The following is a 25,009-nucleotide window of genomic DNA, read 5'->3' as shown; positions in this document are numbered from 1 at the left end:
GTTTACCGCCGTTTCGGAACCGGAACCCGCAGCAGGTCATAGGCGACGGTCAGCTCACCCTCGTACCCGGCGGCCCGCGCCTGCCGCTCGAACTCGTCGGGGTCGGAGTAGCGCTGGCTGAAGTGGGTGAGGACGAGATGCCGAACACCGGCGTCCCGGGCGACTGCGCCCGCCTGACCGGCGGTCAGGTGCCCGTGATCGGCGGCGAGTTCCTGATCCTCATCGAGGAAGGTCGACTCGATGACGAGCATGTCCACACCCTCGGCCAACTCGTACACCCCGTCGCACAACCGGGTGTCCATGACGAACGCGAACCGCTGTCCGCGCCGCAACTCACTGACGTCGTCGAGGGTGACGGACCCGAGGGAACCCTCCCGCTGAAGGCGCCCCACGTCGGGCCCCTTGATCCCGTGCTCGGCGAGCAGCTCGGGCAGCATACGGCGCCCGTCGGGCTCGACGAGGAGATAGCCGTACGACTCGACGGGGTGGGAGAGCCTGCGGGCTTCGAGCCGATAACCGCCGGCGTCGGCCAGCACCCCGCCCTCCCCCGCCACCGGCACTTGACTGATCTGGACGGTCTCGCGATAGGCGGTGGCGTACCGCAGCCGGTCGAAGAACTTCTGCCCGGAGCGCGGGTAGTGCGCGGTGATCTCGTGCGGGACCCGGTCGAGATTGATGCGCTGGATGACTCCGGCGAGCCCGAGCGAGTGGTCACCGTGGAAGTGTGTGACGCAGAGCCGGTTGAGGTCATGTGCGGCGACCCCGGCGCGCAGCATCTGGCGCTGTGTGCCCTCGCCGGGATCGAAGAGGATGCCCTCGCCGTCCCAGCGGAGCAGGTAGCCGTTGTGGTTGCGGTGCCGGGTGGGTACCTGGCTGGCGGTGCCGAGGACCACCAGTTCACGTGCGGACATGGCGTGTTATCCGGGCGGCCAGTGCAGTCCGCGCCCGCCGAGGAGGTGCGCGTGGGCGTGGAAGACGGTCTGGCCGGCGCCGCTGCCCGTGTTGAAGACGATGCGGTAGCTGTCCAGCTTCTCCTCGGCGGCGATCTCACCGGCGTCGCGCAGCACATCGGCGGTGACACCGGGTTCGGCGGCGGCGAGGGAGGCGGCGTCGGGGTGGTGGACCTTGGGGATGACGAGGATGTGCGTCGGTGCCTGGGGGTTGATGTCCCGGAAGGCGAGGGTGGTGTCGGTCTCCCGGACGATGGTCGCCGGAATGTGCTTCCCGACGATCTTGCAGAACAGACAGTCGTCCTGCGGTGCCCCTGCCATGTGGTGTCTCCTCACCGATGACCGACGGTTGATCGCGTACGTGGGCATCGTATCGAGCTGTTTTCGCCCCCGCCGCCCCTACCCATTCCCATCCCTGGGGGCTGCCGCCCCCAGACCCCCGCTTTCGCGCTGAACGCGCTCGTCCTCAAACGCCGGACGGGCTGAAAGATCAAGCCCCGGCCGTCATCATTCAGCCCCTCCGGCGTTTGAGGAGTGGGGGTTCGGGGGCAGCGCCCCCGAGAAGGATGGGACGGGTAGGGGCGGCGGGGGCGAGGAAACTACACCTCCGGCAGCTCGGGCGCCGTCCTCGCCGGCCGCTCCTCCAGCGACGCCAGCGCCAACCGGATCGCCTCGTCCAGCTGGACGTCACGCCCCGCCGCATAGTCCTGCGGAGTCTGTACGACCTCCACATCCGGATCGACCCCGTGGTTCTCGACGCCCCACCCGTAACCCTCCAGCCAGAACGCGTACTTGGGCTGAGTGACCCGCGTCCCGTCGACCAGCCCGTAGCGGTTGTCAATGCCGATGACCCCGCCCCACGTCCGCGTACCGACCACCGGCCCGATCCCCAGCGCCTTGATCGCCGCGTTCACGATGTCCCCGTCCGACCCCGAGAACTCGTTGGCGACGGCGACGACGGGCCCGCGCGGCGCGTCCTCCGGGTAGCTGTACGGGCGCAGCCCGCGCGGCAGGTTCCAGCCGACGATCCGCCGCGCCAGCTTCTCGACGATCAGCTGCGACGTGTGCCCGCCCCGGTTCTCGCGGACGTCGACGACGAGCCCCTCCTTCGCGACCTCGACCCGCAGATCGCGGTGGATCTGGGCCCAGCCGGGCGCCTGCATGTCGGGCACATGGAGATAGCCGAGCCGGCCGCCGGACTTCTCGGTGACGTACGCGCGCCGGTCGTTGACCCATGCGTGGTAGCGCAGCGGTTCCTCGTCCGCGAGGGGTACGACGACCACGTGGCGCGGGTCGCCGCCGCCGGACGGCGAGATGGTCAGCTCGATGGGCTTGCCCGCCGTACCGACGAGCAGCGGCCCGGGCCCGGTCACCGGGTCGACGGGCCGGCCGGCGACGGCGACGATCGCGTCCCCGGGGCGCACCGCGACGCCGGGTGCGGCGAGCGGGGAGACACCGTCGGGGTCGGAGGTCTCGGCGGGCAGGATGCGGTCGATGCGCCAGAGCGGGGTGTCCTGGGGGCCGTCCTCGTGTCGGGAGATGTCGGCGCCGAGCAGGCCCTGCCGCTCGCCGCCGCCGTATCCGCCGCGCGGGGTGACGTACGCGTGCGAGGTGCCCAGCTCGCCATGGACCTCCCAGAGAAGGTCGACGAGGTCGTCATGGGTGGCGACGCGGTCGAGGAGGGGCCGGTAGCGGTCCAGGACGCCGTCCCAGTCGGTGCCGCCCATGTCCGCGCGCCAGAAGTTGTCGCGCATGATGCGACCGTTCTCGTCGTACATCTGCCGCCATTCGGCGGCCGGGTCGACGCTCTGCCGGACGCGGGAGAGGTCGACGGTGATGTTCGAGTCGCTCTCGTCGTCGTTCGAGGCACGCCGGTCGCTGGGTACGACCTTCAGCTTGCCGTCGGTCCACAGCAGGACACGTTTGCCGTCGCCGCTGACGGCGAAGTGGTCGGCGTCCCCGGCGAGGTGTTCGATGCGCTTCTGGGCTAGGTCGTACCGCTCCAGCTCGGTCTTGGGGTCGGGGTCGTCGGGGGTGGCCCGGGAGGAGCCGAGGACTCCGCGTACGGGGTGGCGCAGCCACAGCAGGCCGTCCTTGGCGGCGCGCAGGTTGGAGTAGCGGGCGGCCTCGACGGGGAACGGCACGATGCGGTCGGCGAGCCCGTCGAGGTCGATACGGGTGGTGGGGGCGCCCTCGCTGTCCGGGGTCTCGTCCTTGTCCGGCGCCTCGAAGGGCCGCCCGTGCCGCTGCGGCCCGAAGGGCGAGGGCGTGGTCGCGGCGAGAGGGATGAGGTGCGGACGGGAGCCGCCGACGAACGCGAGATCGAACACGTGCTCGTCGTAGACGGGGTCGAAGGACCGTGCCGACAGGAAGACGAGATGCTTGCCGTCGACGGTGAAGGCGGGCGAGTAGTCCCGGAAGCGGAGCGGGGTCGCCTCGGTCACCGACAGGTCGGTGGTGTTGGCGAGCTTGAGCTGACGCAGCGGGTCAGGACCCGGGTGGGACCAGGCGAGCCACGCGGAGTCGGGTGAGAAGACGAGCCCGGACACATTGCCGTCGCCACTGCGGTCGACCTCGCGCACCTCGCCCGACTCCCGCTCGACGAGCAGCACACGCCCGTCGTGGGAGGCGACGGCGACCCGGCTGCCGTCGGGCGCCACGGCGAGGCCGAGGACACGGCCGAGCTGTCCGGCGGCGAGCCGGCGCGGCGGGGCCCCCGGTGCGGTGCCGGTCGCGGGGGCGAACTCCAGTGCGTCGTCGCCCTCCGCGTCCGTCACCCACACGGCCCACTCCTCGCCGTCCGCGCGGAAGGCGCGGGGCAGCCGGGCCCGTACGCCGTGCCCGGAGGCGAGGACGCGGGCGGGGCCGGAGCGGTGGGTGACCCAGTGCACCGAGCCGCGCACCCCGATGGCGCTGCCGCGTCCGGTGTGGTCGGGCGCTCCGGAGCTGAACCACCGGGAGGCGCTCACGGGATGGGGCTGGAGGTCGACGCGCTGGCCGCCGAGCCGGATGTCGAGGAGTCGCGGCTCGGCCCCGTCCAGGTCGTCGAGGAGCCACAGCCGGCCGGCGGAGGAGTACACGACACGGCTGCCGTCGCTCGCGGCATGCCGGGCGTAGAAACCGTCGAGCGGGGTGTGCCGTCGCAGGTCGGAGCCATCGGCGAGGGAGGAGTACAGCGCCCCGACACCTTCGTGGTCGGAGAGGAAGGCGATGCGCTCCCCCACCCACACCGGGTACTCGAGGTTCCCGTCCAGCTCGGCGTGCAGCCGTACGAACTCGCCGGCGCCCTCCCGGTCGATCCACAACTTGCCCGCCGTACCGCCCCGGTAGCGCTTCCACCAGGCGGCCTCACGACCCATGGGAGCGGAGAGGAGAACGGTCGCCGGGCCGCCCTGGACGACATCGCCGACGGGCCCGTACGGCAGGACGGTCCCCGGGCCGCCGTCGAGCGGGACGGCGCGGGCCCAGGAGCGGCGCAGACTGGCCTGGCCCTGCGTGCTGATGGCGAGGACCCGCCCGTCGGGGGTCCAGCCGCGCACCTGGGTCTTCCAACTGCCCCAGTGGGTGAGCCGCTTGGCGGGTCCGCCGTCGATCGGGGCGACATGGACCTCGGGGGCGCCGTCGCGCGTGGACGTCCAGGCGAGGCGGGTGCCGTCCGGGGAGAAACGGGGATGGTTCACCGGTACGTTGTCGGCGCTGACGCGCCAGGCCCGGCCGCCGTCGAGCGGGGCGACCCAGACGTCGTCCTCGGCGGTGAAGGCGACCGAGTCGCCGTGCAGATGCGGAAACCGGAGATACGCAGGCGAAGAGGGCTGAGTCACCCGATCACCCTAAGCAGCGAGCACGTCCCCGGACAGAGGTTTGGATCACTTCATGCCCGCTCATTTACCCTCGACGGGCCAGCAGTTCGGGTTCTTCTGACAGTAGATGGTCTTCGTCGCGGTGACGGTCACGGTCGGTTCGGGCCGCCCGTTGTCCGGCGGACGCCAGGTGGCGCGCGGGGTTGCCGGCGCGTCGCAGTTGCCGAGTCCGGTGACGCGGAACCACTGCTTGCCGGCGACCTTGGCGGTGAGGTCCCCGCGTACGCATCTGCCGTCGACCGCCCGTGTCACCTTGCCGTCGACGGTGATGTCCTTGCCGCTCTTCGTCTCGCCCCGGCACTCGACGCTCGCGACGGTGCTCGCGCTCGGCGAGGGCGAACTCCCGGACCCGGACGCCTTGTTGCCGCCGTCGACCGAGGCCGTGCAGGTGAGCCACTGGACGTCCACGTCCCGCCGCTCGAGTTCCTTCGTCGCGGTCTGGTCGGTGGTGAACGCCACGGTGGCCGAACTGAGTCCCCCGGGATCGCAGGCGACGATCCCACTCACGCCGGCCGCCACGAGTCCGGCCGCCGCGACCACCCGGCGGCCCCTGCGCGGCCGGTGCCAAATCCGTCTCATAGCCCCCATGAAGGGCAGCCTGCCACCGCCGGGCCCGACCCGGAAAGGCGTGTACCGGACAGGGTCTAGGACCAGCGCCCGGTGCGGCCGAGCAGCAGTGCCGTAGCGGCGGTACCGGCGGTTGAGGTACGCAGCACACTGGCCCCGAGCCGGTACGCCTTCGCCCCCGCCTCCTCGAAGAGGGCCAACTCCTCGGGGGAGACACCGCCTTCGGGCCCGACGACCAGCACGATCTCACCGGCGGAGGGGAGTTCGGCGGTCGCGAGCGCGGCGCTGGGGTACTCGCGGTCCTCGTGCAGTACGGCGGCGAAGTCGGCGTTGGCGAGAAGTGCGGCAACCTGCTTGCTCGACGCGGCGTCCGCGACCTCCGGGAAGCGCACCCGGCGGGACTGCTTGCCGGCCTCCCGGGCGGTGGCCCGCCACTTGGCGAGCGCCTTCAGTCCACGGTCGCCCCGCCACTGGGTGATGCACCGGGAGGCGGCCCAGGGAACGATGGCGTCGACACCGGTCTCGGTCATCGTCTCGACGGCCAACTCGCCCCGATCGCCCTTGGGAAGAGCCTGGACGACGGTGATACGAGGAGACTCCACCGCCTCCTCGACGACCGCGCCGAGCCGCAGAACCAGCTGGTCCTTGCCCTCGACACCGACGACCTCGCCGTCCGCCCAATGTCCGGCGCCGTCGGTGAGGACGACGGCCTCACCGACCCGCAGCCGCTTCACGGAGACGGCGTGACGGCCTTCGGGCCCGTCGAGGACGTACTGCCGGACGTCGGGGAGGTCCTCGACGACGAACACGGACGCGGTCATGAGCTCGCACCCCCGCCCAGCAGCGCGTCCCGCGCGACCTCGATCTCGTCGGCCAGCACCCTCACCAGCTCGCCCGCCGGAAGGTCCCGGGCCATCCGGTGCCCCTGTCCCGCCCACAGCGCCATCCCCTGCGCGTCGCCGGACGCGGCGGCCTTCTTGCGCAGGGGCGAGGTGAGGTGGTGGACCTCGGGGTAGGCGGCGGGCGCGTACGGGCCGTGCTCACGCACGAAACGGTTCACCAGCCCCCGGGCCGGCCGGCCGGAGAACGCGCGCGTCAGCTCCGTACGGACGAAGAGGGGGTTCGTCAGCGCCTGCTTGTGCAGGGCGTGGGCGCCGGATTCGGGGGTGGCGAGGAACGCGGTGCCGAGCTGGGCGGCGCTCGCGCCCGCGGCGAGGACGGCGGCGATCTGGCTGCCGCGCATGAGCCCGCCGGCGGCGACGAGGGGCAGGTTCACGGTCTCGCGGACCTGCGCGAGAAGGGAGAGCAGCCCGATCGCGGCACAGTCGGCCTCGGGGTTGTCACGATGGGTGCCCTGATGGCCACCGGCCTCGGCGCCCTGCACGATCACCGCGTCGGCCCCGGCCCGCTCCACGGCGAGGGCCTCCTCGGCGGTGGTCGCGGTGACCAGGGTGAAGGTCCCGGCGCGGCGGAGGGAGTCCAGTACGTCGGGGCTCGGCACCCCGAAGTGGAAGGAGACGACCGCCACCGGGTTGTCGAGGAGTACGGCGAGCTTCGCGTCGTATCCGTCGTCGCGTCCGCTGTCCGGGTCGCCCAGCTCGGTGTCGTACCAGGTGGACTCGCCCGCGAGCTGGTGGGCGTACACCTCGACCGCGGCGCGATAAGGGGGCGCGGCGTCAGCCGCTCCGGTGGAGCCGGTGCTTGCACCGGGATACTCGGGCTGCGGCATGAAGAGGTTCACGCCGAAGGGACGGCCGGTGAGCCCGCGCAGGGTCTTGATCTCCTGGTACATCCCGTCGGCGGTCTTGTACCCGCCGGCGAGGAACCCGAGCCCGCCCGCATCGGCGACGGCCCCGGCCAGCTGCGGGACGGAGACGCCGCCCGCCATGGGGGCCTGCACGATCGGGTGAGGAAAGAGATCGGTCAGTGCGGAGGACATGACGGCATGTTGTCACGTCCCCCGCACAAGTCCGAATCAGGCCTTACCCCCAGCTCCTGCAGGGGCGCGGCCCAGTCCTCAGCGCCCGTTGAAGGCGTCCTTCAGCCGCGAGAACAGCCCCTGCTGCCCAGGCTGGAACTGCCCGGTGGGCCGCTCCTCACCCCGCAGCTTCGCCAGTTCCCGCAGCAACCGCTCCTGCTCGGGGTCGAGCTTCGTGGGCGTCATGACCTCGACATGGACGATGAGGTCACCGCGCCCGCCGCCGCGAAGGTGCGTGACCCCGCGCCCGTGCAGCGGGATCGACTGCCCGGACTGGGTGCCGGGACGGATGTCGACCTCCTCGAGCCCGTCGAGCGTCTCCAGCGGCACCTTCGTGCCCAGGGACGCCGCCGTCATCGGAAGGGTCACCGTGCAGTGCAGATCGTCTCCGCGCCGCTGGAACTGCGAGTGCGGCAGCTCGTGGATCTCGACGTACAGGTCACCGGCGGGACCGCCGCCGGGGCCCACCTCGCCCTCACCGGCGAGCTGGATCCTCGTACCGTTGTCGACACCCGCGGGGATCTTCACGGTCAGCGTCCGCCGCGACCGCACCCGCCCGTCGCCCGCGCACTCGGGGCACGGCGTCGGAACGACCGTCCCGAACCCCTGGCACTGCGGGCAGGGCCGGGACGTCATGACCTGGCCCAGGAAGGACCGCGTCACCTGGGACACCTCACCCCGGCCGCGACACATGTCGCAGGTCTGGGCGGAGGTCCCCGGCGCGGCACCCTCACCGCTACAGGTGCCGCACACGATGGCCGTGTCGACCTGGATGTCCTTGGTGGTCCCGAAGGCGGCCTCGTCGAGCTCGATGTCGAGCCTGATCATCGCGTCCTGGCCGCGCCGCGTACGCGACCTCGGCCCGCGCTGGGACGCCGTTCCGAAGAACGCGTCCATGATGTCCGAGAAGTTCCCGAAGCCACCGGCGCCGAAGCCGCCCGCGCCTCCGCCGCCCGCCTGCGAGAGGGGGTCGCCGCCGAGGTCGTAGACCTGCTTCTTCTGCGGGTCCGACAACACCTCGTACGCGGCGTTGATCTCCTTGAACCGCTCCTGCGTCTTCGGATCGGGGTTGACGTCCGGGTGCAGCTCGCGGGCGAGCCTCCTGAACGCCTTCTTGATCTCGTCCTGGGACGCGTCGCGGCGCACGCCGAGTACGGCGTAGTAGTCCGTGGCCACTTACGACTCCGCCAGGATCTGTCCGACGTACCGTGCCACTGCGCGTACCGCTCCCATCGTTCCCGGGTAGTCCATGCGGGTCGGTCCGACCACGCCGAGCTTGGCCACTGCCTCGCCGCCCGAACCGTAGCCGACCGACACGACGGACGTGGAGTTGAGTCCCTCGTATTTGTTCTCGTGACCGATTCGCACGGTCATGCTCGAATCCCCGGCCTCACCAAGGAGTTTGAGAAGTACGACCTGTTCCTCCAGGGCTTCCAGAACGGGTCGGATAGTGAGGGGAAAGTCATGGCCGAAGCGGGTCAGATTGGCCGTTCCGCCGATCATCAGCCGCTCCTCGGTCTCCTCGACGAGCGTCTCCAGAAGGGTGGAGAGCACCGTCGCGACCGTCCCCCGGTCCTCCGCCTCGAAGGCGTCCGGGAGATCCTGCACCAGCTGCGGCACGTCCGCGAACCGGCGGCCCGCGACCCGGCTGTTGAGCCGCGCGCGGAGATCCGCCAGCGACGTCTCCCCGAAGGGCGCCGGGCAGTCGATCATCCGCTGCTCCACGCGGCCCGTGTCCGTGATCAGCACGAGCATCACGCGCGCGGGAGCGAGCGAGAGCAGTTCCACATGCCGCACCGTCGAACGGGTGAGCGACGGATATTGCACGACGGCGACCTGCCGCGTCAGCTGCGCGAGCAGCCGCACCGTCCGCCCCACGACGTCGTCGAGATCGACGGCACCGTCCAGGAAGTTCTGGATGGCACGCCGCTCGGGCGCGGTCATCGGCTTGACACCGGCGAGCTTGTCGACGAAGAGCCGGTAGCCCTTGTCGGTCGGGATGCGCCCGGCACTGGTGTGCGGCTGGGCGATGAACCCCTCGTCCTCCAGCGCCGCCATGTCGTTGCGGACCGTCGCCGGGGAGACCCCGAGGTTGTGCCGCTCGGTGAGCGCCTTGGACCCGACCGGCTCCTCGGTGCCGACATAGTCCTGGACGATGGCGCGCAGCACTTCGAGCCTGCGTTCACTGAGCATCCGCGCGCACCTCCAGCTGCTGTCGTCGTCCCTGAGCGCTGCTCTTCACTGACCAGCCCTGGCACTCTTCGCGTGCGAGTGCCAGAGTTCCCCGGCCCAGTGTACGGCTGTCGGGTACGCCCCCGGCAAGGGCGGCCTGCGCCGACCTGCCGACGTGTACCGACCTGTCCGGCGATGTCGCGTCCGGCTAGCGTCGCCGCATGAAAGCGACTTGGGAAGAGCCGCGGTGGGAAGACCTGGGCTGGGAACGCCTGGCGGCCGGGGTCGGACGGTGCCGGCTGCCGGTCTGGGACTGCACGGTGGGGCTGGTGACCTGGCAGGGCGGCGCGCTCCTGATCGACGCGGGATCGAGCCTCGCGGAGGGAGCGAAGGTGCGTCTGGAGGCGCAGACGCTCGCCGGGCGCCGTGTGGACTTTCTCGCACTCACCCACCCCCATTTCGATCACATTTTCGGAGCGGCGGCGTTCGCGGGCGCGCACATCTTCGCGGCAGCGGCAGAAGCCGCCGCCCCCACTCCCGACGTCTACGGAAAAGCGGGGCGCGAGGCATCGCGCGCGGACGCGGTTCGCAACGGCCTGGACGCCCGCTCGGCGGAGGAGGCGGCGGACACCCTCGTGACCCCGCACCAGTACGTACGCGGAAACCTCACGATCACGCCCCCCGGCGCCCCGGAAGTCCTCCTGACAACCACCCCCGGCCCCGCCCACACCCGCAACGACCTGGTAGCGGTCGTACGCCCCCGCAACGCCCCGCCGGTCATCTTCTGCGGCGACCTGGTCGAGGAGTCGGGCGACCCCCAGGCGGGCCCCGACGCCGTGCCGTCCCACTGGCCGACGGCCCTCGACCGCCTGCTCGCCCTGGGCGGCGAGGACGCGCTGTACGTCCCCGGCCACGGCGCGGTGGTGGACGCCGCGTTCGTACGGGCCCAACGGGACGCCCTGGCAACGCGTTTCGGCGTGTCGCGGGAGCCGACGGACTGACAACCCGGCCGCTTCTCCTATCGTCATCCGAATGCGCCAGTACTCTCCGGACCTGACCCCACCGTGGAAGAAGCCCAAGCCCGTACCGCAGGTCCCGGCCGAACCGGGCCTGGTGGTCGAGGAGCCCGGTACGGGTTTCTGCGGCGCGGTGATCCGCTGCGAGGCGGGCACGGTCACCTTGGAGGACCGCTTCGGCAAACACCGCGTGTTCCCGCTGGAACCTGCCGCCTTCCTCCTGGAGGGCAAACCGGTGACCCTCGTACGCCCCGCCACCCCGTCATCCGCTCTCCGCCCGTCCCGTACGGCTTCCGGTTCGCTGGCGGTCCCCGGGGCGCGGGCGCGGGTGGCCAGGGCGGGTCGGATCTATGTCGAGGGCCGTCACGACGCGGAACTGGTCGAGAAGGTGTGGGGGGACGACCTGCGGGTGGAGGGCGTGGTTGTCGAGTACCTGGAGGGCATCGACGACCTCCCCGCGATCGTGACCGAGTTCGCCCCGGGCCCGGACGCCCGCCTGGGCATCCTGGTGGACCACCTGATCCCGGGCACGAAGGAGTTCCGGATCGCACAGTCGGTAACAAGCGAACACGCACTGGTGGTAGGCCACCCGTACATCGACGTATGGGAGGCGGTGAAGCCGGCGTCGCTGGGAATCAAGGCCTGGCCCCGAATCCCACACGGCCAGGACTGGAAAACGGGGATCTGCCGCGAACTGGGCTGGCCGGCCAACACGGGCGCGGTATGGCAGGCAATCCTGGCAAGGGTGAACTCGTACAGGGACCTGGAACCGGAACTGCTGGGCTCTGTGGAGCGGCTGATCGACTTCGTAACTGACGCCAGCATTTCCAGCCCGTCCGGCGTTTGAGGACAAGGCCCGTTCAGGGCCGTGGGGGGGGTCTGGGGGCGCAGCCCCCAGGAAGGGATGGGACGGGTAGGGGCGGCGGGGGCGAGAAAACCCCCGTAACCACACCCCCTCAGTCCACCAGATCCCGAACCACCGCATCAGCCAACAACCGCCCCCGCAACGTCAACACACCCCGCCCCTCCCCAAAAGCCCCCGCCTCCAACAACCCTTCCCGCAACGCCCTCCCCGCAGCCACCAGCCCCGCCTGCCGCAACACCCCCAACGGCACCCCCTCCCGCAACCGCAACTCCAGCAACACCCGCTCGACCCGCCGATCCTCCTCCGACAGCACCTCGCGCCCCGCCCCCGGCGACCGCCCCGCCGCCAACGCCCCCGCGTACGCCCCCGGATGCTTGACGTTCCACCACCGCACGCCCCCCACATGACTGTGCGCCCCCGGCCCCGCACCCCACCAGTCGGCGCCGCGCCAGTACAGCTCGTTGTGGAGACACCGGGCCGCCTCCGACGTAGCCCAGTTCGACACCTCGTACCACTCGAATCCCGCCGCCCCCAGCACCTCGTCGGCGATCAGATACCGATCCGCATGGACGTCGTCGTCGGTCATCGGAACCTCGCCCCGGCGGATACGCCGAGCCAGCTGCGTACCCTCCTCCACGATCAGCGCATACGCACTCACGTGATCCGGCCCGGCCCCCAGCACCGCGTCCAGCGAGGCCCGCCAGTCGTCGTCGGACTCCCCGGGCGTGCCGTAGATCAGGTCGAGGTTCACATGTTCGAATCCCACCGCTCGCGCCTCCGCGACACACGCCTCGGGACGCCCAGGCGTGTGCGTACGGTCCAGCACCTTCAGCACGTGCTGCTTCGCGCTCTGCATGCCGAAGGAGATCCGGTTGAAACCCCCCTCGCGCAGAGTGGCCAGATATCGCTCGTCCACGGACTCCGGATTCGCCTCCGTCGTCACCTCGGCGTCCGCCGCGAGGCCGAACTCGTCACGGATCGCCCCCAGCATCCGTACGAGATCGTCGGCGGCCAGCAGCGTGGGCGTGCCGCCTCCCACGAACACCGTGCGGACCTCGCGCGGGTCGTCGCCGAGGACCTTCCGGGCGAGCCGGACCTCGTCGATCAGGGTGTCCGCGTAGTTGTCGCGGGAGGCGAGGACACCGCCCGTGCCGCGCAGCTCGGTCGCGGTGTAGGTGTTGAAGTCGCAGTAGCCGCAGCGGGTCGCGCAGTACGGGACGTGGAGGTAGAACCCGAGGGGGCGATCCGCCGCCCCGGCGAGCGCGGGGGCGGGGAGGGCACCGTCGTCGGGGACGGCCTCGCCGTCGGGAAGTGCGGAGGGCATGTCTCCCATTGTCCAGCACCGCCGCGGGTGTCCCGAGCGTCGTCACCCGGTCTGCAGCACCAGCAGTGCCAGATCGTCCTCCGGCGGCTGCTCCCCGAACTCGTGCACGAGCCGGCGGATACGTTCCGCGATCAGCTGGGCGTTCAGCCCGGCGCAGCCCGCGAGGGCGCTCGCCAGACCGTCGCCGTCGTCGAACTGGCGGGGCCCGCAGCGCCGCTCGGTGACCCCGTCGGTGACGCACAGCAGGCTGTCGCCGGGCCACAGCTCGAAGCTTCCGCTGGTGTACGTCTCGTCCTCGACGACGCCGAGCAGGGTCTGCGGTTCGGCGGCCGTGAGGACCTCCCCGCCCGCCCGGAGCACCAGCGGCAGCGGATGCCCGGCCGAGGCGAGGGTGCAGCGCACTCCTCCGTCGAAGGGCACGAGTTCGCCGTAGAGGAGGGAGAGGAAGCGGGTCTGCGGCCCCTCACCCGGCCGTACCGCGCCGAGGCCGCCCGGGACAGCCGAGGCGACCGAACCCCCCGTACCAGCCGCACCCCCCACGCCTACCGCCCCCGCCACCCCCGCTGCCACAGCACCCGGTGGCCCGTGGCGCCCCTCCGCCGCGACCAGCGCGCGGGCCGCCGCGTCCGCCGTCTCCGTGGCGTCGTCGAGGAGCAGCTGGTTGAGGCGGTCGAGGACATCGGCGACGCGGTAGCCCTCGCGGGCGAGCAGCCGCAGCCAGGGCCGGGCGAGGCCGATCACCACGGCGGCCTCGGGCCCCTTGCCCTGGACGTCGCCGACGGCGAAACACCAGCGGCCGGCGCCGGCCGGAAACAGATCGTAGAAGTCGCCGCTCGGCCCGCCCTTGTCGCAGGGCTCGTAGACGAGGGCGCTGCTGACGCCGGGGATCTCGGCGACGGCGCCGGGCAGCAGCCCGCGCTGGAGGATACGGCTGATGGTGGCCTGGCGTGCGTACTGGCGGGCGGCGCCGACGGCGAGCGCGACACGGCGGCTGAGATCCTCGACCAGACCGGTGACCTCGTCGGGGAAGCAGATCGCGCCGGCGCGCCCGATGACGAGCGTGCCGAGCGGCCGACCGCCGGCGACCAGCCGGTAGGCGAGCGCGGCACCGGTGTCCTCGCGCCCCGGCCCGCCGCCACGCGCGTCTTCGCGTACGTCTTCGTCTGCGTCTACGTCTCCGAGCGCGTCGCCGGGCCACGGCACGGAAACCGGCCCGGTCCTGGAGGTGTCGGGCGGGCGCGGCGGGTCCTTCTCCAGGGCGCCGCGCAGCTCCTCGATCCGTTCCTCGCTGCGATGCCACACCCCCGTGAGCCGCGGCCCGGGCCCGACGTACCCACCGCTCCCCCAGCGTCCCCCGTTCCCGCCTCCGCCGCCGTCGCTCCAGCTCCCGCGTCCCATGGACTCGTCCTCCAGCCACACCGCGCACCAGTCGGCGAGGCGCGGGACGAGGAGCTGTGCGGTGAGCGCGGCGACATGGTCCTCGTCGAGGTGCCCGGCGAGGAGGTCGGAGGCCTCGGCGAGGAAGGAGAGGGCGCCGTGATCGAGCCACTCCTGGTCGTGCGGGCCGCGCTGCGGCTCGGGGGCGAGGACCTCGCCGGCCCGTAACCCGCGACCGAGGGCCTGCGTGTCACCGAGGGCCTGCGTGTCGTCGTACGCCTCGAAGTCGTCGTCGGCCGTCGTCCCCTCGGCGGGAAGCCGCGCCCAGACGGTCTTGACGCCGGTGCGGTAGGTGACTCCCCAGGCCTCGGAGAGCACGGAGACGAGGCGAAGGCCACGCCCGTACTCCGGTATGTCGTACGGGAGTTCGACGTCACCGTCCCGAGGTGCGCGGGAGGGATGATGATCGGACACCTCGACGAGGAGCACGGCACCCTTTCCCCCTGCCCCTGCCTCACCGCCCTCGGCCTCCGGTTCACCCGAGGTCTCCAGTCGGCAAGCCAGTTCGACATCCGTCCCCGCGTGGACGACGGCGTTGGTGACGAGTTCGCTGACGACCAGCATGGCGTCGTCGATGAGCCGCTCCGGCAGCGATTCGGCGCCGGGCAGGCCGAGTTGGGCCCATTCGGCGAGGGCCGCGCGTACGAGGCCACGGGCCGCACCCGCTGCGAGAGGGCCGCCGCCGAGCGTGGCGTGCACGACCGCGCGCCGGTCCGCACTCCGATGCGTGAGCATTCCGGGCGCTGGGGACGGCGCACGGGACACGGTCTCCCGTTGCGTCGGAATGACCCCCATGGGCAGCTCCCCGGGCAGCTCGTACGAATACACCTCAATGGACGCGGACAGAGTGACAGACCGACCACGCCCATAAGCGCCGAGTTACCGAAGTGGGCCACCATGAGTGAGAACAGTGCTACGCAAGTGCTCAAGGACGGACAGATTCAGGCGAAGTGGGGCCGCCGGCAGGCAGGCCCCAGGGGCGCGGGGAACTGCGCGACAAGCCACAACACACCCGCAGCCGCCGCGAGCCCCCCGCACCCCACACCCTCTTACGCCTCCCGAGACCCCGCGTACATCTCGTCGATCAAGTACTTGTACTCACGCTCGACCACGGGCCGCTTCAACTTCAGACTTGGCGTGATCTCTCCGTGCTCAACATCAAGATCCCGGGGCAACAACCGGAACTTCTTGATCGTCTGCCACCGCTGAAGCCCTTCGTTGAGCTCCTTGACGTACCCCTCGACCAGCGCGACCGTCCCCGGCGCGGCCACCACCTCCGCGTACGACTTCCCCTCGAGCCCGTTGTCCTTGGCCCAGCCGAGAATGGCCGGCTCGTCGAGCGCGATGAGCGCCGTGCAGAAGTTCCGGTCGGCACCGTGCACCAGGATGTTGGAGACGTACGGGCAGACCGCCTTGAACTGCCCCTCGACCTCCGCCGGCGCGATGTACTTGCCGCCCGACGTCTTGATGAGGTCCTTCTTGCGGTCGGTGATCCGCAGATAGCCGTCGGGCGACAGCTCGCCGATGTCTCCGGTGTGGAACCAGCCGTCGGACTCCAGCACCTCGGCGGTCTTCTCGGGCAGACCGTGGTACCCCTCCATGATCCCGGGCCCGCGCAGCAGGATCTCGCCGTCGTCCGCGATCCGCACCTCCGTACCGGGCAACGGCTTGCCGACCGTGCCGGTGCGGTAGGCCTCGCCGGGGTTGACGAAGGACGCGGCGGAGGACTCGGTGAGACCGTAGCCCTCCAGGATGTGGATGCCGGCGCCGGAGAAGAAGAAGCCGATCTCGGGGGCGAGGGCGGCCGATCCGGAGACACAGGCGCGCAGGTTGCCGCCGAAGGCCTCGCGGATCTTGGCGAAGACGAGCGCGTCGGCGACCTTGTGCTTGGCGGAGAGACCGAAGGGCGCGGAGGCGGTGCCGGTACGCCGGAAGTTGTCCTGGCTGACCTTGGCGTACTCGCGGGCGATACCGGAGGCCCACTGGAAGATCTTGTACTTGGCGCCGCCACCGGCGCGCGCCTTGGCCGCGACCCCGTTGTAGACCTTCTCGAAGATGCGCGGCACGGCGGCCATGTACGTCGGCTGCACGACCGGAAGGTTCTCGATGATCTTGTCGACGCGGCCGTCCACGGCGGTGACGTGACCGACCTCGATCTGGCCGGAGGTGAGCACCTTGCCGAACACGTGCGCGAGCGGCAGCCACAGGTACTGGACGTCCTCCGGGCCGACCAGTCCGGTCGCGGCGATCGCCTTCGCCATGTACGACCAGTTGTCGTGCGGCAGCCGGACCCCCTTGGGGCGGCCGGTGGTGCCGGAGGTGTAGATCAGGGTCGCGAGCTGGTCCTTCGTGATGGCCCCGACCCGCTCCTTGATCAGGTCCGGGTGCTTCTCCAGATACGCGGCGCCGCGCTGCTCCAGCTCGGCGAGGGTGAGCACACCGTCGCCGGTCTCGACGCCGGCCGGGTCGATGACCACGACATGGGTGAGTTCGGGGAGTTCGGCGCGCTTCTCCTGCGCCTTGGCGAGCTGGCTCGCGTCCTCCGCGATCAGCACCTTGCTGGAGGAGTCGGCCAGGATGAAGGCCGACTCCTCGGTGTTGGTCTGCGGATACACCGTGGTGGTGGCCGCGCCGGCGCACATGATGCCCAGGTCGCCGAGGATCCACTCGACTCGGGTGGCGGCGGCGAGCGCGACGCGCTGCTCCGGTTGTACGCCCAGTTCGATGAGGCCGGCGGCGATGGCGTAGACCCGCTCCGCGGTCTGCGCCCAGGTCAGCGACTTCCAGTCGTCCGGGCCTTCGCCGGTGGCCGGGGGCACCGGGTAGCGGTAGGCCTCGGCGTCCGGCGTGGCGGCCACTCGGTCCAGGAAAAGACCGGCTACGGACGGCGGACGGTTCTCGATCAAGGTCTGTGTGTCGCTCACGACATCCTCCGGGGCCCGCGGCAATGCGGCGGCTGGCTCATTTGCGGCTGTTGTTTAACTCGCGAGTAACTACCGAGCAGAGATCAGAGTAAGGCGCGACCGCCCGGTGCGTAAGGGGCGACGGGCGGTCACTTCCTACAGATGACGACTGTTCGCTTCCTACAGGCCCGACGGTAAGTACACGAACGGGGGCTCGCCGCGTTCCTACGCGGCGAGCCCCCATTCTCCCGATCGCACACCACCGATGTCGGCTACTTCTTACCCTTGCCCGACCCGGCGTTGTCGTCGCTCGACAAGACGGCGATGAAGGCGTCCTGAGGAACCTCCACAGAGCCCACCATCTTCATCCGCTTCTTGCCCTCCTTCTGCTTCTCCAGCAGCTTCCGCTTACGCGAGATGTCACCGCCGTAGCACTTGGCGAGAACGTCCTTGCGGATCGCGCGGATCGTCTCGCGGGCGATGACCCGCGATCCGATGGCGGCCTGGATGGGCACCTCGAAGGCCTGCCGCGGGATCAGCTCGCGCAGCTTGGCGACGAGCCGCACCCCGTACGCGTACGCCGCGTCCTTGTGCGTGACCGCGGAGAACGCGTCGACCTTGTCGCCGTGCAGCAGGATGTCGACCTTGACGAGGCTGGAGGTCTGCTCACCGGTGGGCTCGTAGTCCAGCGACGCGTAGCCCCGGGTCTTGGACTTCAACTGGTCGAAGAAGTCGAAGACGATCTCGGCGAGCGGCAGCGTGTACCGGATCTCGACCCGGTCCTCCGACAGGTAGTCCATGCCGATCAGCACACCGCGCCGGGTCTGGCACAGCTCCATGATCGACCCGATGAACTCGGACGGCGCGAGGATCGTGGCCCGTACGACGGGCTCGTAGACCTCGCTGATCTTCCCCTCGGGGAACTCGCTCGGGTTGGTGACGATGTGCTCGGAGGTGTCCTCCATCAGCACCCGGTAGACCACGTTGGGCGCGGTGGCGATGAGGTCGAGGCCGAACTCCCGCTCGAGCCGCTCGCGGATGACGTCGAGGTGCAGCAGGCCCAGGAAGCCGACCCGGAAGCCGAACCCGAGGGCGGCGGAGGTCTCGGGCTCGTAGACCAGCGCGGCGTCGTTGAGCTGGAGCTTGTCGAGGGCGTCGCGCAGCTCGGGGTAGTCGGAGCCGTCCAGCGGATAAAGGCCGGAGAAGACCATGGGCTTGGGGTCCTTGTACCCGCCGAGCGCCTCGGTCGCTCCCTGGTGCAGGGTCGTGATGGTGTCACCGACCTTGGACTGCCGCACGTCCTTCACGCCGGTGATGAGATACCCCACCTCACCGACCCCGAGCCCGTCGGCGGGCAGCATCTCGGGCGAGTTGGTCCCGATCTCCAGCAGCTCGTGCGTGGCCCCGGTGGACATCATCCGGATCCGCTCACGCTTGGTGAGCTTCCCGTCGATGACTCGTACGTACGTCACGACCCCCCGGTACGAGTCGTACACCGAGTCGAAGATCATGGCGCGGGCGGGCGCGTCCGCGACCCCGACGGGAGCCGGCACCTCGGTGACGACCCTGTTGAGCAGGGCGTCGACCCCGACACCGGTCTTGGCGGAGACCCTGAGTACGTCGTCCGGGTCGCAGCCGATGAGGTTGGCGAGCTCCTCGGAGAACTTCTCCGGCTGGGCGGCCGGCAGGTCGATCTTGTTCAGAACGGGGATGATCTTGAGGTCGTTCTCCATCGCCAGGTACAGGTTGGCGAGGGTCTGGGCCTCGATGCCCTGGGCGGCGTCGACGAGGAGGACGGTCCCCTCGCAGGCCGCGAGCGACCGCGAGACCTCGTAGGTGAAGTCGACGTGTCCCGGGGTGTCGATCATGTTCAGGATGTGGGTCCTGGCCTGATCACCCCCGCCTCCGTCGGTCGGGGCCCACGGCAGACGCACCGCCTGGGACTTGATCGTGATGCCGCGCTCGCGCTCGATGTCCATGCGGTCGAGGTACTGGGCGCGCATCTGCCGCTGGTCGACCACTCCGGTCAGCTGGAGCATCCGGTCGGCGAGCGTGGACTTGCCGTGGTCGATGTGCGCGATGATGCAGAAGTTGCGGATCAGAGCCGGGTCGGTACGGCTCGGCTCGGGCACATGGCTAGGGATCGCGGGCACGCAGGGTCCTGATTCTTGAGGCGTCCGCAGTGTCTGCGGTCTCGGGTCGAATCGATACGTAGGGTCCATGGTCCCACGGGCGGGGAGCGGGGACCGGTTTGTGCGGTTTCGCAGAGAGTGGGCGGGAGAGCGGGCGACCGGATTGGGCCGCCGGAAGAGCGGCTGGTAGCCTGAGTGGCTGTGTCTCATGCCCTCTCAGCAGGAGACACGGTGCAGTAAAACCAAGAAGCAATCAAACGGCGCATGAGGCGTGCCCTCGTGCACCTGAAGCTGAAAAGGCTCATTCGTGGCGAACATCAAGTCCCAGATCAAGCGGAACAAGACCAACGAGAAGGCTCGGCTGCGCAACAAGGCCGTCAAGTCCTCCCTGAAGACCGCGATCCGCAAGGCCCGCGAGGCCGCTGCCGCGGGTGACATCGAGAAGGCCACCGAGACCCAGCGCGCTGCCGCGCGTCAGCTCGACAAGGCCGTCTCGAAGGGCGTCATCCACAAGAACCAGGCCGCCAACAAGAAGTCGGCGCTTGCTTCCAAGGTCACCGCTCTCAAGGGCTGAACCTCGCTTCCCTTGATCTGATCCAACCGCCGGACGGACCAGAGCGGGCCCTCTCTCCCGCCCCCACCCGGCACCCCGGCTCCACGCACGACTGCGTTCGCCACGCGGGCGTGAAGCCACCCAGCAGAAACAGAACCCCAAAGGCCCCGGCCCAGCTCCTACCCCAGGACAGCGACCGGGGCCTTCGGCGTACGCAAGCCGCTTTCCAGCCCGTCCGTCACCATTGCAACACCGACCCGCATTTCCAGCCCGTCCGGCGTTTGAGGACAAGGCCCGTTCAGGGCCGTAGGGGGGGCTGGGGGCACAGCCCCCAGGGACAGGATGGGACGGGTAGGGGCGGCGGGGGCGAGCAAAACGGGCCCGCTCCCTACCCCCGAGACCGAGCCGCCCGAGCAATCACCACAACCGCCTTCTCCAACGCGTACTCGGGATCATCCCCACCCCCCTTCACCCCCGCATCAGCCTCAGCCACCGCCCGCAACGCCACAGCAACCCCCTCCGGCGTCCACCCCCGCATCTGCTGCCGAACCCGATCAATCTTCCACGGCGGCATCCCCAACTCCCGAGCAAGATCCGCCGGCCGCCCACCCCGCGCGGACGACAACTTCCCGATCGCCCGCACCCCCTGAGCCAACGCACTGGTGATCAACACCGGCGCCACCCCGGTCGACAACGACCACCGCAACGCCTCCAGCGCCTCCGCCGCCCGCCCCTCCACGGCCCGGTCGGCGACTTCAAAGCTCGAGGCCTCTGCCCGCCCCGTGTAGTACCGCCCGACCACCGCCCCGTCGATCGTCCCCTCGACATCCGCGACCAGCTGAGTCACCGCGGACGCCAGCTCCCGCAGATCACTCCCGATCGAGTCGACGAGCGCCTGACACGCCTCGGGCGTGGCGGATCTCCCCGTCGCCCGGAACTCCGACCGCACGAACGCCAGCCGATCCGCCGGCTTCGTCATCTTGGGACACGCCACCTCCCGCGCCCCCGCCTTGCGCGCCGCGTCGAGCAACGCCTTGCCCTTGGCCCCGCCCGCGTGCAGCAGCACGAGGGTGATCTCCTCCGCAGGCCCCCCGAAGTAGGCCTTCAAATCCTTGACCGTGTCGGCCGACAGATCCTGCGCGTTGCGTACGATCACGACCTTCCGCTCGGAGAAGAGCGAGGGACTGGTCAGCTCGGCCAGCGTCCCCGGCTGCAACTGGTCCGAGGTCAGGTCCCGTACGTCCGTGTCGGCGTCGGCGGCCCGAGCGGCGGCCACCACCTCCTGCACGGCACGGTCGAGCAGGAGGTCCTCCTGGCCCACGGCAAGCGTGACGGGGGCGAGAGGGTCGTCATGTGCGGTCTTCTTGGCCATCCCCGAAAGCATCCCACGAGCCACTGACAACGCCGGCGCCCGCACAACACCGTCGCCCTCAGTCCCCGGGGGGCTTGGGGGCTACGGCTCCTCTCGCCACCCCTCCCACTCCCCCACGAACTCGTCCAGCTCCGCCGCGTCCAGCCGCCCCGCCTCGTCCGTCAGCACCACGAGCCACTGGGCGTCCTCGGCATCGTCCTCACCGGCCAGCGCATCCCGTACGAGCTGCGGCTCCTCACCGATACCGAACCGGTCACGCAACGCCTCCACCACGTCCTCGGCGGCATCACGGTCGGGCAGCACCAGCACATGTCTCACATCGCTCACGAAGACATCTTCCGCCACCCCGGAGCCTGGTCCAGCCGCCGGCCGCCAGCCGCCTCATACATCCCCACCGGCATTCCGAACGCTCGGCACACGCGACAGCTCGACCCCGAACCGCTCCCGGTACACGGAGAGCACCTCACTGTCCGCCCCCAGCTCCCGCACCTCCCTCTCCCCACCCGGCGCCGTCACCGTGAGACTCCGTCCGCTGAGCGTGATCCTCCCGCCGTCCTCAGTCACCCGCGAGCAGACCAGCGACCGTGTGAAGTGCGACTCGGGGGAGGTGCTGTGCCACCACGCCCCGGCCACGAAGTCACCCAGCACCCGAGGCCGCAGCTCCAGCCGATACCGACGGCTCCCGTCCCGCACCACGTCCAGGTCACCCGCGCCCGAACCCGCGCCCCAGCCCGCACCCGCGCCCGAATCCGTCCCCGAGTCCGAGTCCCCGTCCACCCCACCGCCCCGCACCCCCGCCGAGTCGGGCCCCGCCTCGACGATCAGGAACGTACCGCCCGGATCCTCCTGCTCACCCCGCTGCCCGATGGCCAGCGGACGGTGACTGTGCGCCCCGAAGCCCACATCGACCAACCAGTCACCGCCCTCCGCGTCCACCGTCCCCACCCGCAGCGCGAGATGGTCGTACGGGATCCCGAGCCGCCCCTCGTCGCCGTACACCCGCGCCGCAAGCAGCGTGACGTCGAAGCCCAGCGCCGTCAGCAACGCTCCGAAAAGACCGTTGAGTTCGTAGCAGAACCCGCCCCGGCGGGCCCCCACCACCTTGTCGAACAGCCGGTCCTCCGCCAGCACGATCTCCTCACCGAGATGGATCGAGAGGTTCTCGAATGGCACCGACACCAGGTGCCGCAGTTGCAGCTCGCGCAGTGTGCCGAGGGTGGGCGACACCGAGCGTTCGACACCCAGCCGACGGAGGTAGGCGGCAGCCTGTGCGGTGTTCATGGCCTCAGTCTCTCGCCACCCGCAGCTCACTGCCCGCACCGACGACCGCCAACGCGCCGTCCTCGTCCGTCCTCAGCACCACGGCACCCCCGTTTCTGAGCGCCGCCACCGTGCTGGGAGCGGGGTGCCCGTACGTGTTGTCCGCGCCGCACGAGATGAGCGCCAGCCTCGGTGCCGCGGCCCGTATGAGGTCCGGGTCCTGATAGGCGGATCCGTGGTGGGCGACCTTCAGGACGTCCACGGCACGCACCGCCCCGGCGGCCGGCGAACCCAACAGCGCCCGCTGGGCCGGGGGTTCCAGGTCCCCGAGGAGCAGCAGGCGCAGCCCCGCCGACCGGACGAGCAACGTGACACTGGCGTCGTTGGCGCCCTCCGGCTCGGGTGCGGGAGCCGGCCGCGGCCACAGCACCTCCCAGTCGAGGTCACCCGTCCGCCGCCGCTCCCCGGCGACCGCACGCGTCACGGGGATACGCCGGGCCGCCGCCTCCCTCAGCACGAACTCGGCCTGGTCCTCGGGCTCCTCGAACCCCGTCGTCTCGATCGCGCCCACCGAACGCCCACGCAGTACACCGGGCAGCCCGGCGACATGGTCGGCGTGGAAGTGGGTGAGGATCACCAGGGGCACCTTGGTGATGCCGAGGTCGCGCAGACAGTGGTCGACCAGCGCCGGGTCGGGTCCGGCGTCCACGACCACTCCGGTGCCCTCTCCCGCCGCCAGCACACTCGCGTCGCCCTGTCCCACGTCGCACATCGCGAACCGCCACCCCGGCGGCGGCCACCCGGTGATCACCCTGGTCAGCGGCGCGGGCCGCACGACCACCAGGAGCAGCAGCACCCCGCAGGCCGCGCACCACCACGGGTGCCGCAACAGCCGCGCGCCCACGAACACGACGAGCATCATGCTCAGCCCCAGCAGCAGCGCGCCCGTCCAGCTGCCCGGCCAGTCCACTCCCCCGCCGGGCAGCGCCGCACCCGTACGGGCGATGTCGACGATCCACCCCGCGGGCCAACTCGCGCCCCAGGCCAGCGCTCCGGCCACCGGCATGGCCACCGGCGCGGTGGCCAGCGCCCCGAAGCCCAGCACGGTGGCCGGGGCGACGGCGAACTCGGCGAGCAGGTTGCACGGCACCGCCACCAGGCTCACCCGTGCCGACAGTACGGCCACGACCGGCGCGCACACGGCCTGGGCGGCACCGGCGGCGGCCAGCGCCTCGGCCAGTCGCGGCGGTACCCCGCGCCTGCGCAATGCCGGGCTCCAGCGGGGCGCGAGGGTGAGGAGGGCGCCGGTGGCGAGGACAGAGAGCAGGAAGCCGTAACTCCGCGCCAGCCAGGGGTCGTACAGCACCAGCAGCAGAACCGCTGTCGCCAGCGCCGGGATCAGTGACCGGCGGCGCCCGGTCGCGAGGGCGAGCAGCGCGACCGATCCGCAGGCCGCGGCCCGCAGCACACTCGGGTCGGGTCTGCACACGATGACGAATCCCAGGGTGAGCGCGCCCCCGAACAGCGCGGTCGTCCGGAGGGAGATGCCCAGGCGGGGGGCGAGGCCACGCCGTTCGACCTGCTGGGCGAGGGCGGGCGGGCCGATGAGGAGGGCGAGGAGGATCGTGAAGTTCGCCCCGCTGACAGCCATGAGGTGCGTGAGGTCGGTTTCCTTGAACGCCTCGTCCAGCTCGGGTGTGACACGCGAGGTGTCCCCGACGACCAGCCCTGGCAGCAGCGCCCGCGCGTCCGCCGGCAGATCCTCGGTGGCGTCCCGCAGCCCCGCCCGCAGCCGCCCCGCGAACCGCTGTGCCGCCGACGGTGGCCCCACCACCTCCGGCGCCGCCCGACCCCGTACCCGCAGCACGGCCGCGATCCGTTCACCGCCGGTCAGCGCGGGCACGAGCCGTCCGGTCACCTTCAGTCGCGTGGACGGCAACAACCCCAGCCAGGGCGAACGCTCAGGCCCAGCCGCCGCCTTGGCGCCCGACCGGCGGAAGGGCCCCGTCCTCGTCGGCTTCGCGCTCATGTCGACGGTCACGAGTACGGGCGTCCGCGTCGCCGTCGTGCTCCCGTCGGGCGACTCGATCCGCCGGATCTCGGCGTCGAGCAGTACGGCGCTCGGCGCGGCATGAGCGCCCTGGATCCGGGGCCGGGAGAGCCGTGGATCGGAGGTGAGCTCCACCTCGGCCGTCACACCGGCGTACTGCCGCGCCAGCCCCGGCACGGGCCCCCTACGCAGATCGGCCCCGTGCAGTCCGGCGGAGGCGGCGGCCGCGCCGACACAGAGCAGCACGCAGGCCACGGAAACCCGCGACCAGTTGCCCCGCCAGGGCTGTCGCACCGACGGCAGCCCCGGTCCCGCCGAGGTACGACGGAGCAGCAGGAGCACTCCGGCCACGACCGAACAGACGACGGCGACACCGGTGACCCAGCCGGGCGGGGCATCCAGTGCCAGTGCCGCCGTCGCCCATGCCGCCAACGCGGGCGGTACCAACCGCAGGTCTGTCGGTCCTTCCTGCCGGGGGTTCGCCTCTCCCAGTCGCTTGCCCGAGGCGGCGTGCACGGACCGACGGGCGCGAGAGGTCCGACCGTCGGGGACGTTCTGCTCGTCGAGCGG

The 25,009-nt window shown here is 70.9% G+C and carries 19 protein-coding genes; 3 read left to right on the top strand and 16 right to left on the bottom strand.

Annotated elements, in window-relative coordinates; genetic code table 11:
* Positions 1 to 2 precede the first annotated feature (2 nt).
* The 8 genes from PV396_RS14480 to hrcA form a co-directional block, all read right to left on the bottom strand.
* On the bottom strand, positions 3 to 911 hold the full coding sequence (locus PV396_RS14480; protein WP_319204514.1) for a ribonuclease Z: 909 nt from the start codon (positions 909 to 911) through the stop codon (positions 3 to 5).
* Positions 912 to 917: 6 nt separating this feature from the next.
* Positions 918 to 1,271, bottom strand: a complete 354-nt coding sequence (locus PV396_RS14475) for a histidine triad nucleotide-binding protein (protein ID WP_319204512.1) — start codon at positions 1,269 to 1,271, stop codon at positions 918 to 920.
* Between the two features lie 278 nt (positions 1,272 to 1,549).
* A complete protein-coding gene (locus PV396_RS14470; protein ID WP_319204510.1) occupies positions 1,550 to 4,771 on the bottom strand; it encodes a S41 family peptidase in 3,222 nt (1,073 codons plus the stop codon).
* Between the two features lie 60 nt (positions 4,772 to 4,831).
* The gene (locus PV396_RS14465; RefSeq protein ID WP_319204508.1) at positions 4,832 to 5,398 is read right to left on the bottom strand and encodes a hypothetical protein; all 567 of its coding nucleotides are present in this window, start codon (positions 5,396 to 5,398) and stop codon (positions 4,832 to 4,834) included.
* 56 nt (positions 5,399 to 5,454) lie between these two features.
* On the bottom strand, positions 5,455 to 6,198 hold the full coding sequence (locus tag PV396_RS14460; protein ID WP_319204506.1) for a 16S rRNA (uracil(1498)-N(3))-methyltransferase: 744 nt from the start codon (positions 6,196 to 6,198) through the stop codon (positions 5,455 to 5,457).
* Positions 6,195 to 7,316 carry a nitronate monooxygenase gene (locus PV396_RS14455; protein WP_319204504.1) on the bottom strand — a complete coding sequence of 374 codons (1,122 nt, stop codon included), beginning with the start codon at positions 7,314 to 7,316 and terminating at the stop codon, positions 6,195 to 6,197. The genes PV396_RS14460 and PV396_RS14455 overlap by 4 nt, the downstream gene beginning before the upstream one ends.
* A gap of 78 nt (positions 7,317 to 7,394) precedes the next feature.
* Positions 7,395 to 8,531 (bottom strand): molecular chaperone DnaJ, encoded by a 1,137-nt coding sequence (dnaJ, locus tag PV396_RS14450; protein WP_319204502.1) that lies wholly within the window; start codon positions 8,529 to 8,531, stop codon positions 7,395 to 7,397.
* Positions 8,532 to 9,548: a heat-inducible transcriptional repressor HrcA gene (hrcA, locus tag PV396_RS14445; RefSeq protein WP_319204500.1), complete on the bottom strand. Its 1,017-nt coding sequence runs from the start codon at positions 9,546 to 9,548 to the stop codon at positions 8,532 to 8,534. It lies immediately after the preceding gene.
* A gap of 200 nt (positions 9,549 to 9,748) precedes the next feature.
* Here hrcA and PV396_RS14440 point away from each other — a divergent pair, with 200 nt between their 5' ends.
* Positions 9,749 to 10,528 carry an MBL fold metallo-hydrolase gene (locus PV396_RS14440; RefSeq protein ID WP_319204498.1) on the top strand — a complete coding sequence of 260 codons (780 nt, stop codon included), beginning with the start codon at positions 9,749 to 9,751 and terminating at the stop codon, positions 10,526 to 10,528.
* A 31-nt stretch (positions 10,529 to 10,559) separates the two neighbouring features.
* Positions 10,560 to 11,390: a DUF3097 domain-containing protein gene (locus PV396_RS14435; protein ID WP_319204496.1), complete on the top strand. Its 831-nt coding sequence runs from the start codon at positions 10,560 to 10,562 to the stop codon at positions 11,388 to 11,390.
* Between the two features lie 109 nt (positions 11,391 to 11,499).
* On the opposite strand, the gene hemW is transcribed toward PV396_RS14435, so the two are convergent.
* The 4 genes from hemW to lepA form a co-directional block, all read right to left on the bottom strand.
* Positions 11,500 to 12,732 carry a radical SAM family heme chaperone HemW gene (gene hemW, locus PV396_RS14430; RefSeq protein ID WP_319204494.1) on the bottom strand — a complete coding sequence of 411 codons (1,233 nt, stop codon included), beginning with the start codon at positions 12,730 to 12,732 and terminating at the stop codon, positions 11,500 to 11,502.
* A gap of 42 nt (positions 12,733 to 12,774) precedes the next feature.
* Entirely contained in the window at positions 12,775 to 14,964 is a 2,190-nt protein-coding gene (locus PV396_RS14425) for an ATP-binding SpoIIE family protein phosphatase (protein WP_319204492.1), read from the bottom strand.
* 254 nt (positions 14,965 to 15,218) lie between these two features.
* Positions 15,219 to 17,093: an AMP-dependent synthetase/ligase gene (locus tag PV396_RS14420; RefSeq protein WP_319204490.1), complete on the bottom strand. Its 1,875-nt coding sequence runs from the start codon at positions 17,091 to 17,093 to the stop codon at positions 15,219 to 15,221.
* A 251-nt stretch (positions 17,094 to 17,344) separates the two neighbouring features.
* The gene (lepA, locus tag PV396_RS14415) at positions 17,345 to 19,225 is read right to left on the bottom strand and encodes a translation elongation factor 4 (RefSeq protein WP_319204488.1); all 1,881 of its coding nucleotides are present in this window, start codon (positions 19,223 to 19,225) and stop codon (positions 17,345 to 17,347) included.
* 286 nt (positions 19,226 to 19,511) lie between these two features.
* On the opposite strand from lepA, the gene rpsT reads away from it, so the two are divergent.
* Positions 19,512 to 19,778 carry a 30S ribosomal protein S20 gene (rpsT, locus tag PV396_RS14410; RefSeq protein ID WP_319204486.1) on the top strand — a complete coding sequence of 89 codons (267 nt, stop codon included), beginning with the start codon at positions 19,512 to 19,514 and terminating at the stop codon, positions 19,776 to 19,778.
* A 367-nt stretch (positions 19,779 to 20,145) separates the two neighbouring features.
* Here rpsT and holA read toward each other — a convergent pair whose 3' ends face one another.
* The 4 genes from holA to PV396_RS14390 form a co-directional block, all read right to left on the bottom strand.
* A complete protein-coding gene (holA, locus tag PV396_RS14405; protein WP_319204484.1) occupies positions 20,146 to 21,129 on the bottom strand; it encodes a DNA polymerase III subunit delta in 984 nt (327 codons plus the stop codon).
* Positions 21,130 to 21,210: 81 nt separating this feature from the next.
* Positions 21,211 to 21,456: a hypothetical protein gene (locus PV396_RS14400; protein WP_319204482.1), complete on the bottom strand. Its 246-nt coding sequence runs from the start codon at positions 21,454 to 21,456 to the stop codon at positions 21,211 to 21,213.
* Positions 21,457 to 21,510: 54 nt separating this feature from the next.
* The gene (locus tag PV396_RS14395; protein ID WP_319204480.1) at positions 21,511 to 22,410 is read right to left on the bottom strand and encodes an arylamine N-acetyltransferase; all 900 of its coding nucleotides are present in this window, start codon (positions 22,408 to 22,410) and stop codon (positions 21,511 to 21,513) included.
* Between the two features lie 4 nt (positions 22,411 to 22,414).
* Positions 22,415 to 24,955, bottom strand: coding sequence for a ComEC/Rec2 family competence protein (locus PV396_RS14390; protein ID WP_319205509.1), 2,541 nt, complete (start codon positions 24,953 to 24,955; stop codon positions 22,415 to 22,417).
* Between the last annotated feature and the right edge of the window lie 54 nt (positions 24,956 to 25,009).

The sequence above is a fragment of the Streptomyces sp. ME02-8801-2C genome, from assembly GCF_033793965.1.
Taxonomy (GTDB): Bacteria; Actinomycetota; Actinomycetes; order Streptomycetales; family Streptomycetaceae; genus Streptomyces.
The sequence above is the reverse complement of the archived record's forward strand: the minus strand, read 5'-3'. Positions and strand labels throughout refer to the sequence as shown.

What these genes read in the sequence shown, in the direction of transcription:
- hrcA (WP_319204500.1), bottom strand. Translation starts at nt 9,548, where the DNA reads ATGCTCAGTGAACGCAGGCTCGAAGTGCTGCGCGCCATCGTCCAGGAC.
- PV396_RS14475 (WP_319204512.1), bottom strand. Translation starts at nt 1,271, where the DNA reads ATGGCAGGGGCACCGCAGGACGACTGTCTGTTCTGCAAGATCGTCGGG.
- holA (WP_319204484.1), bottom strand. Translation starts at nt 21,129, where the DNA reads ATGGCCAAGAAGACCGCACATGACGACCCTCTCGCCCCCGTCACGCTT.
- PV396_RS14395 (WP_319204480.1), bottom strand. Translation starts at nt 22,410, where the DNA reads ATGAACACCGCACAGGCTGCCGCCTACCTCCGTCGGCTGGGTGTCGAA.
- PV396_RS14425 (WP_319204492.1), bottom strand. Translation starts at nt 14,964, where the DNA reads ATGGGGGTCATTCCGACGCAACGGGAGACCGTGTCCCGTGCGCCGTCC.
- PV396_RS14460 (WP_319204506.1), bottom strand. Translation starts at nt 6,198, where the DNA reads ATGACCGCGTCCGTGTTCGTCGTCGAGGACCTCCCCGACGTCCGGCAG.
- PV396_RS14455 (WP_319204504.1), bottom strand. Translation starts at nt 7,316, where the DNA reads ATGTCCTCCGCACTGACCGATCTCTTTCCTCACCCGATCGTGCAGGCC.
- PV396_RS14440 (WP_319204498.1), top strand. Translation starts at nt 9,749, where the DNA reads ATGAAAGCGACTTGGGAAGAGCCGCGGTGGGAAGACCTGGGCTGGGAA.
- PV396_RS14465 (WP_319204508.1), bottom strand. Translation starts at nt 5,398, where the DNA reads ATGGGGGCTATGAGACGGATTTGGCACCGGCCGCGCAGGGGCCGCCGG.
- hemW (WP_319204494.1), bottom strand. Translation starts at nt 12,732, where the DNA reads ATGCCCTCCGCACTTCCCGACGGCGAGGCCGTCCCCGACGACGGTGCC.
- PV396_RS14435 (WP_319204496.1), top strand. Translation starts at nt 10,560, where the DNA reads ATGCGCCAGTACTCTCCGGACCTGACCCCACCGTGGAAGAAGCCCAAG.
- PV396_RS14480 (WP_319204514.1), bottom strand. Translation starts at nt 911, where the DNA reads ATGTCCGCACGTGAACTGGTGGTCCTCGGCACCGCCAGCCAGGTACCC.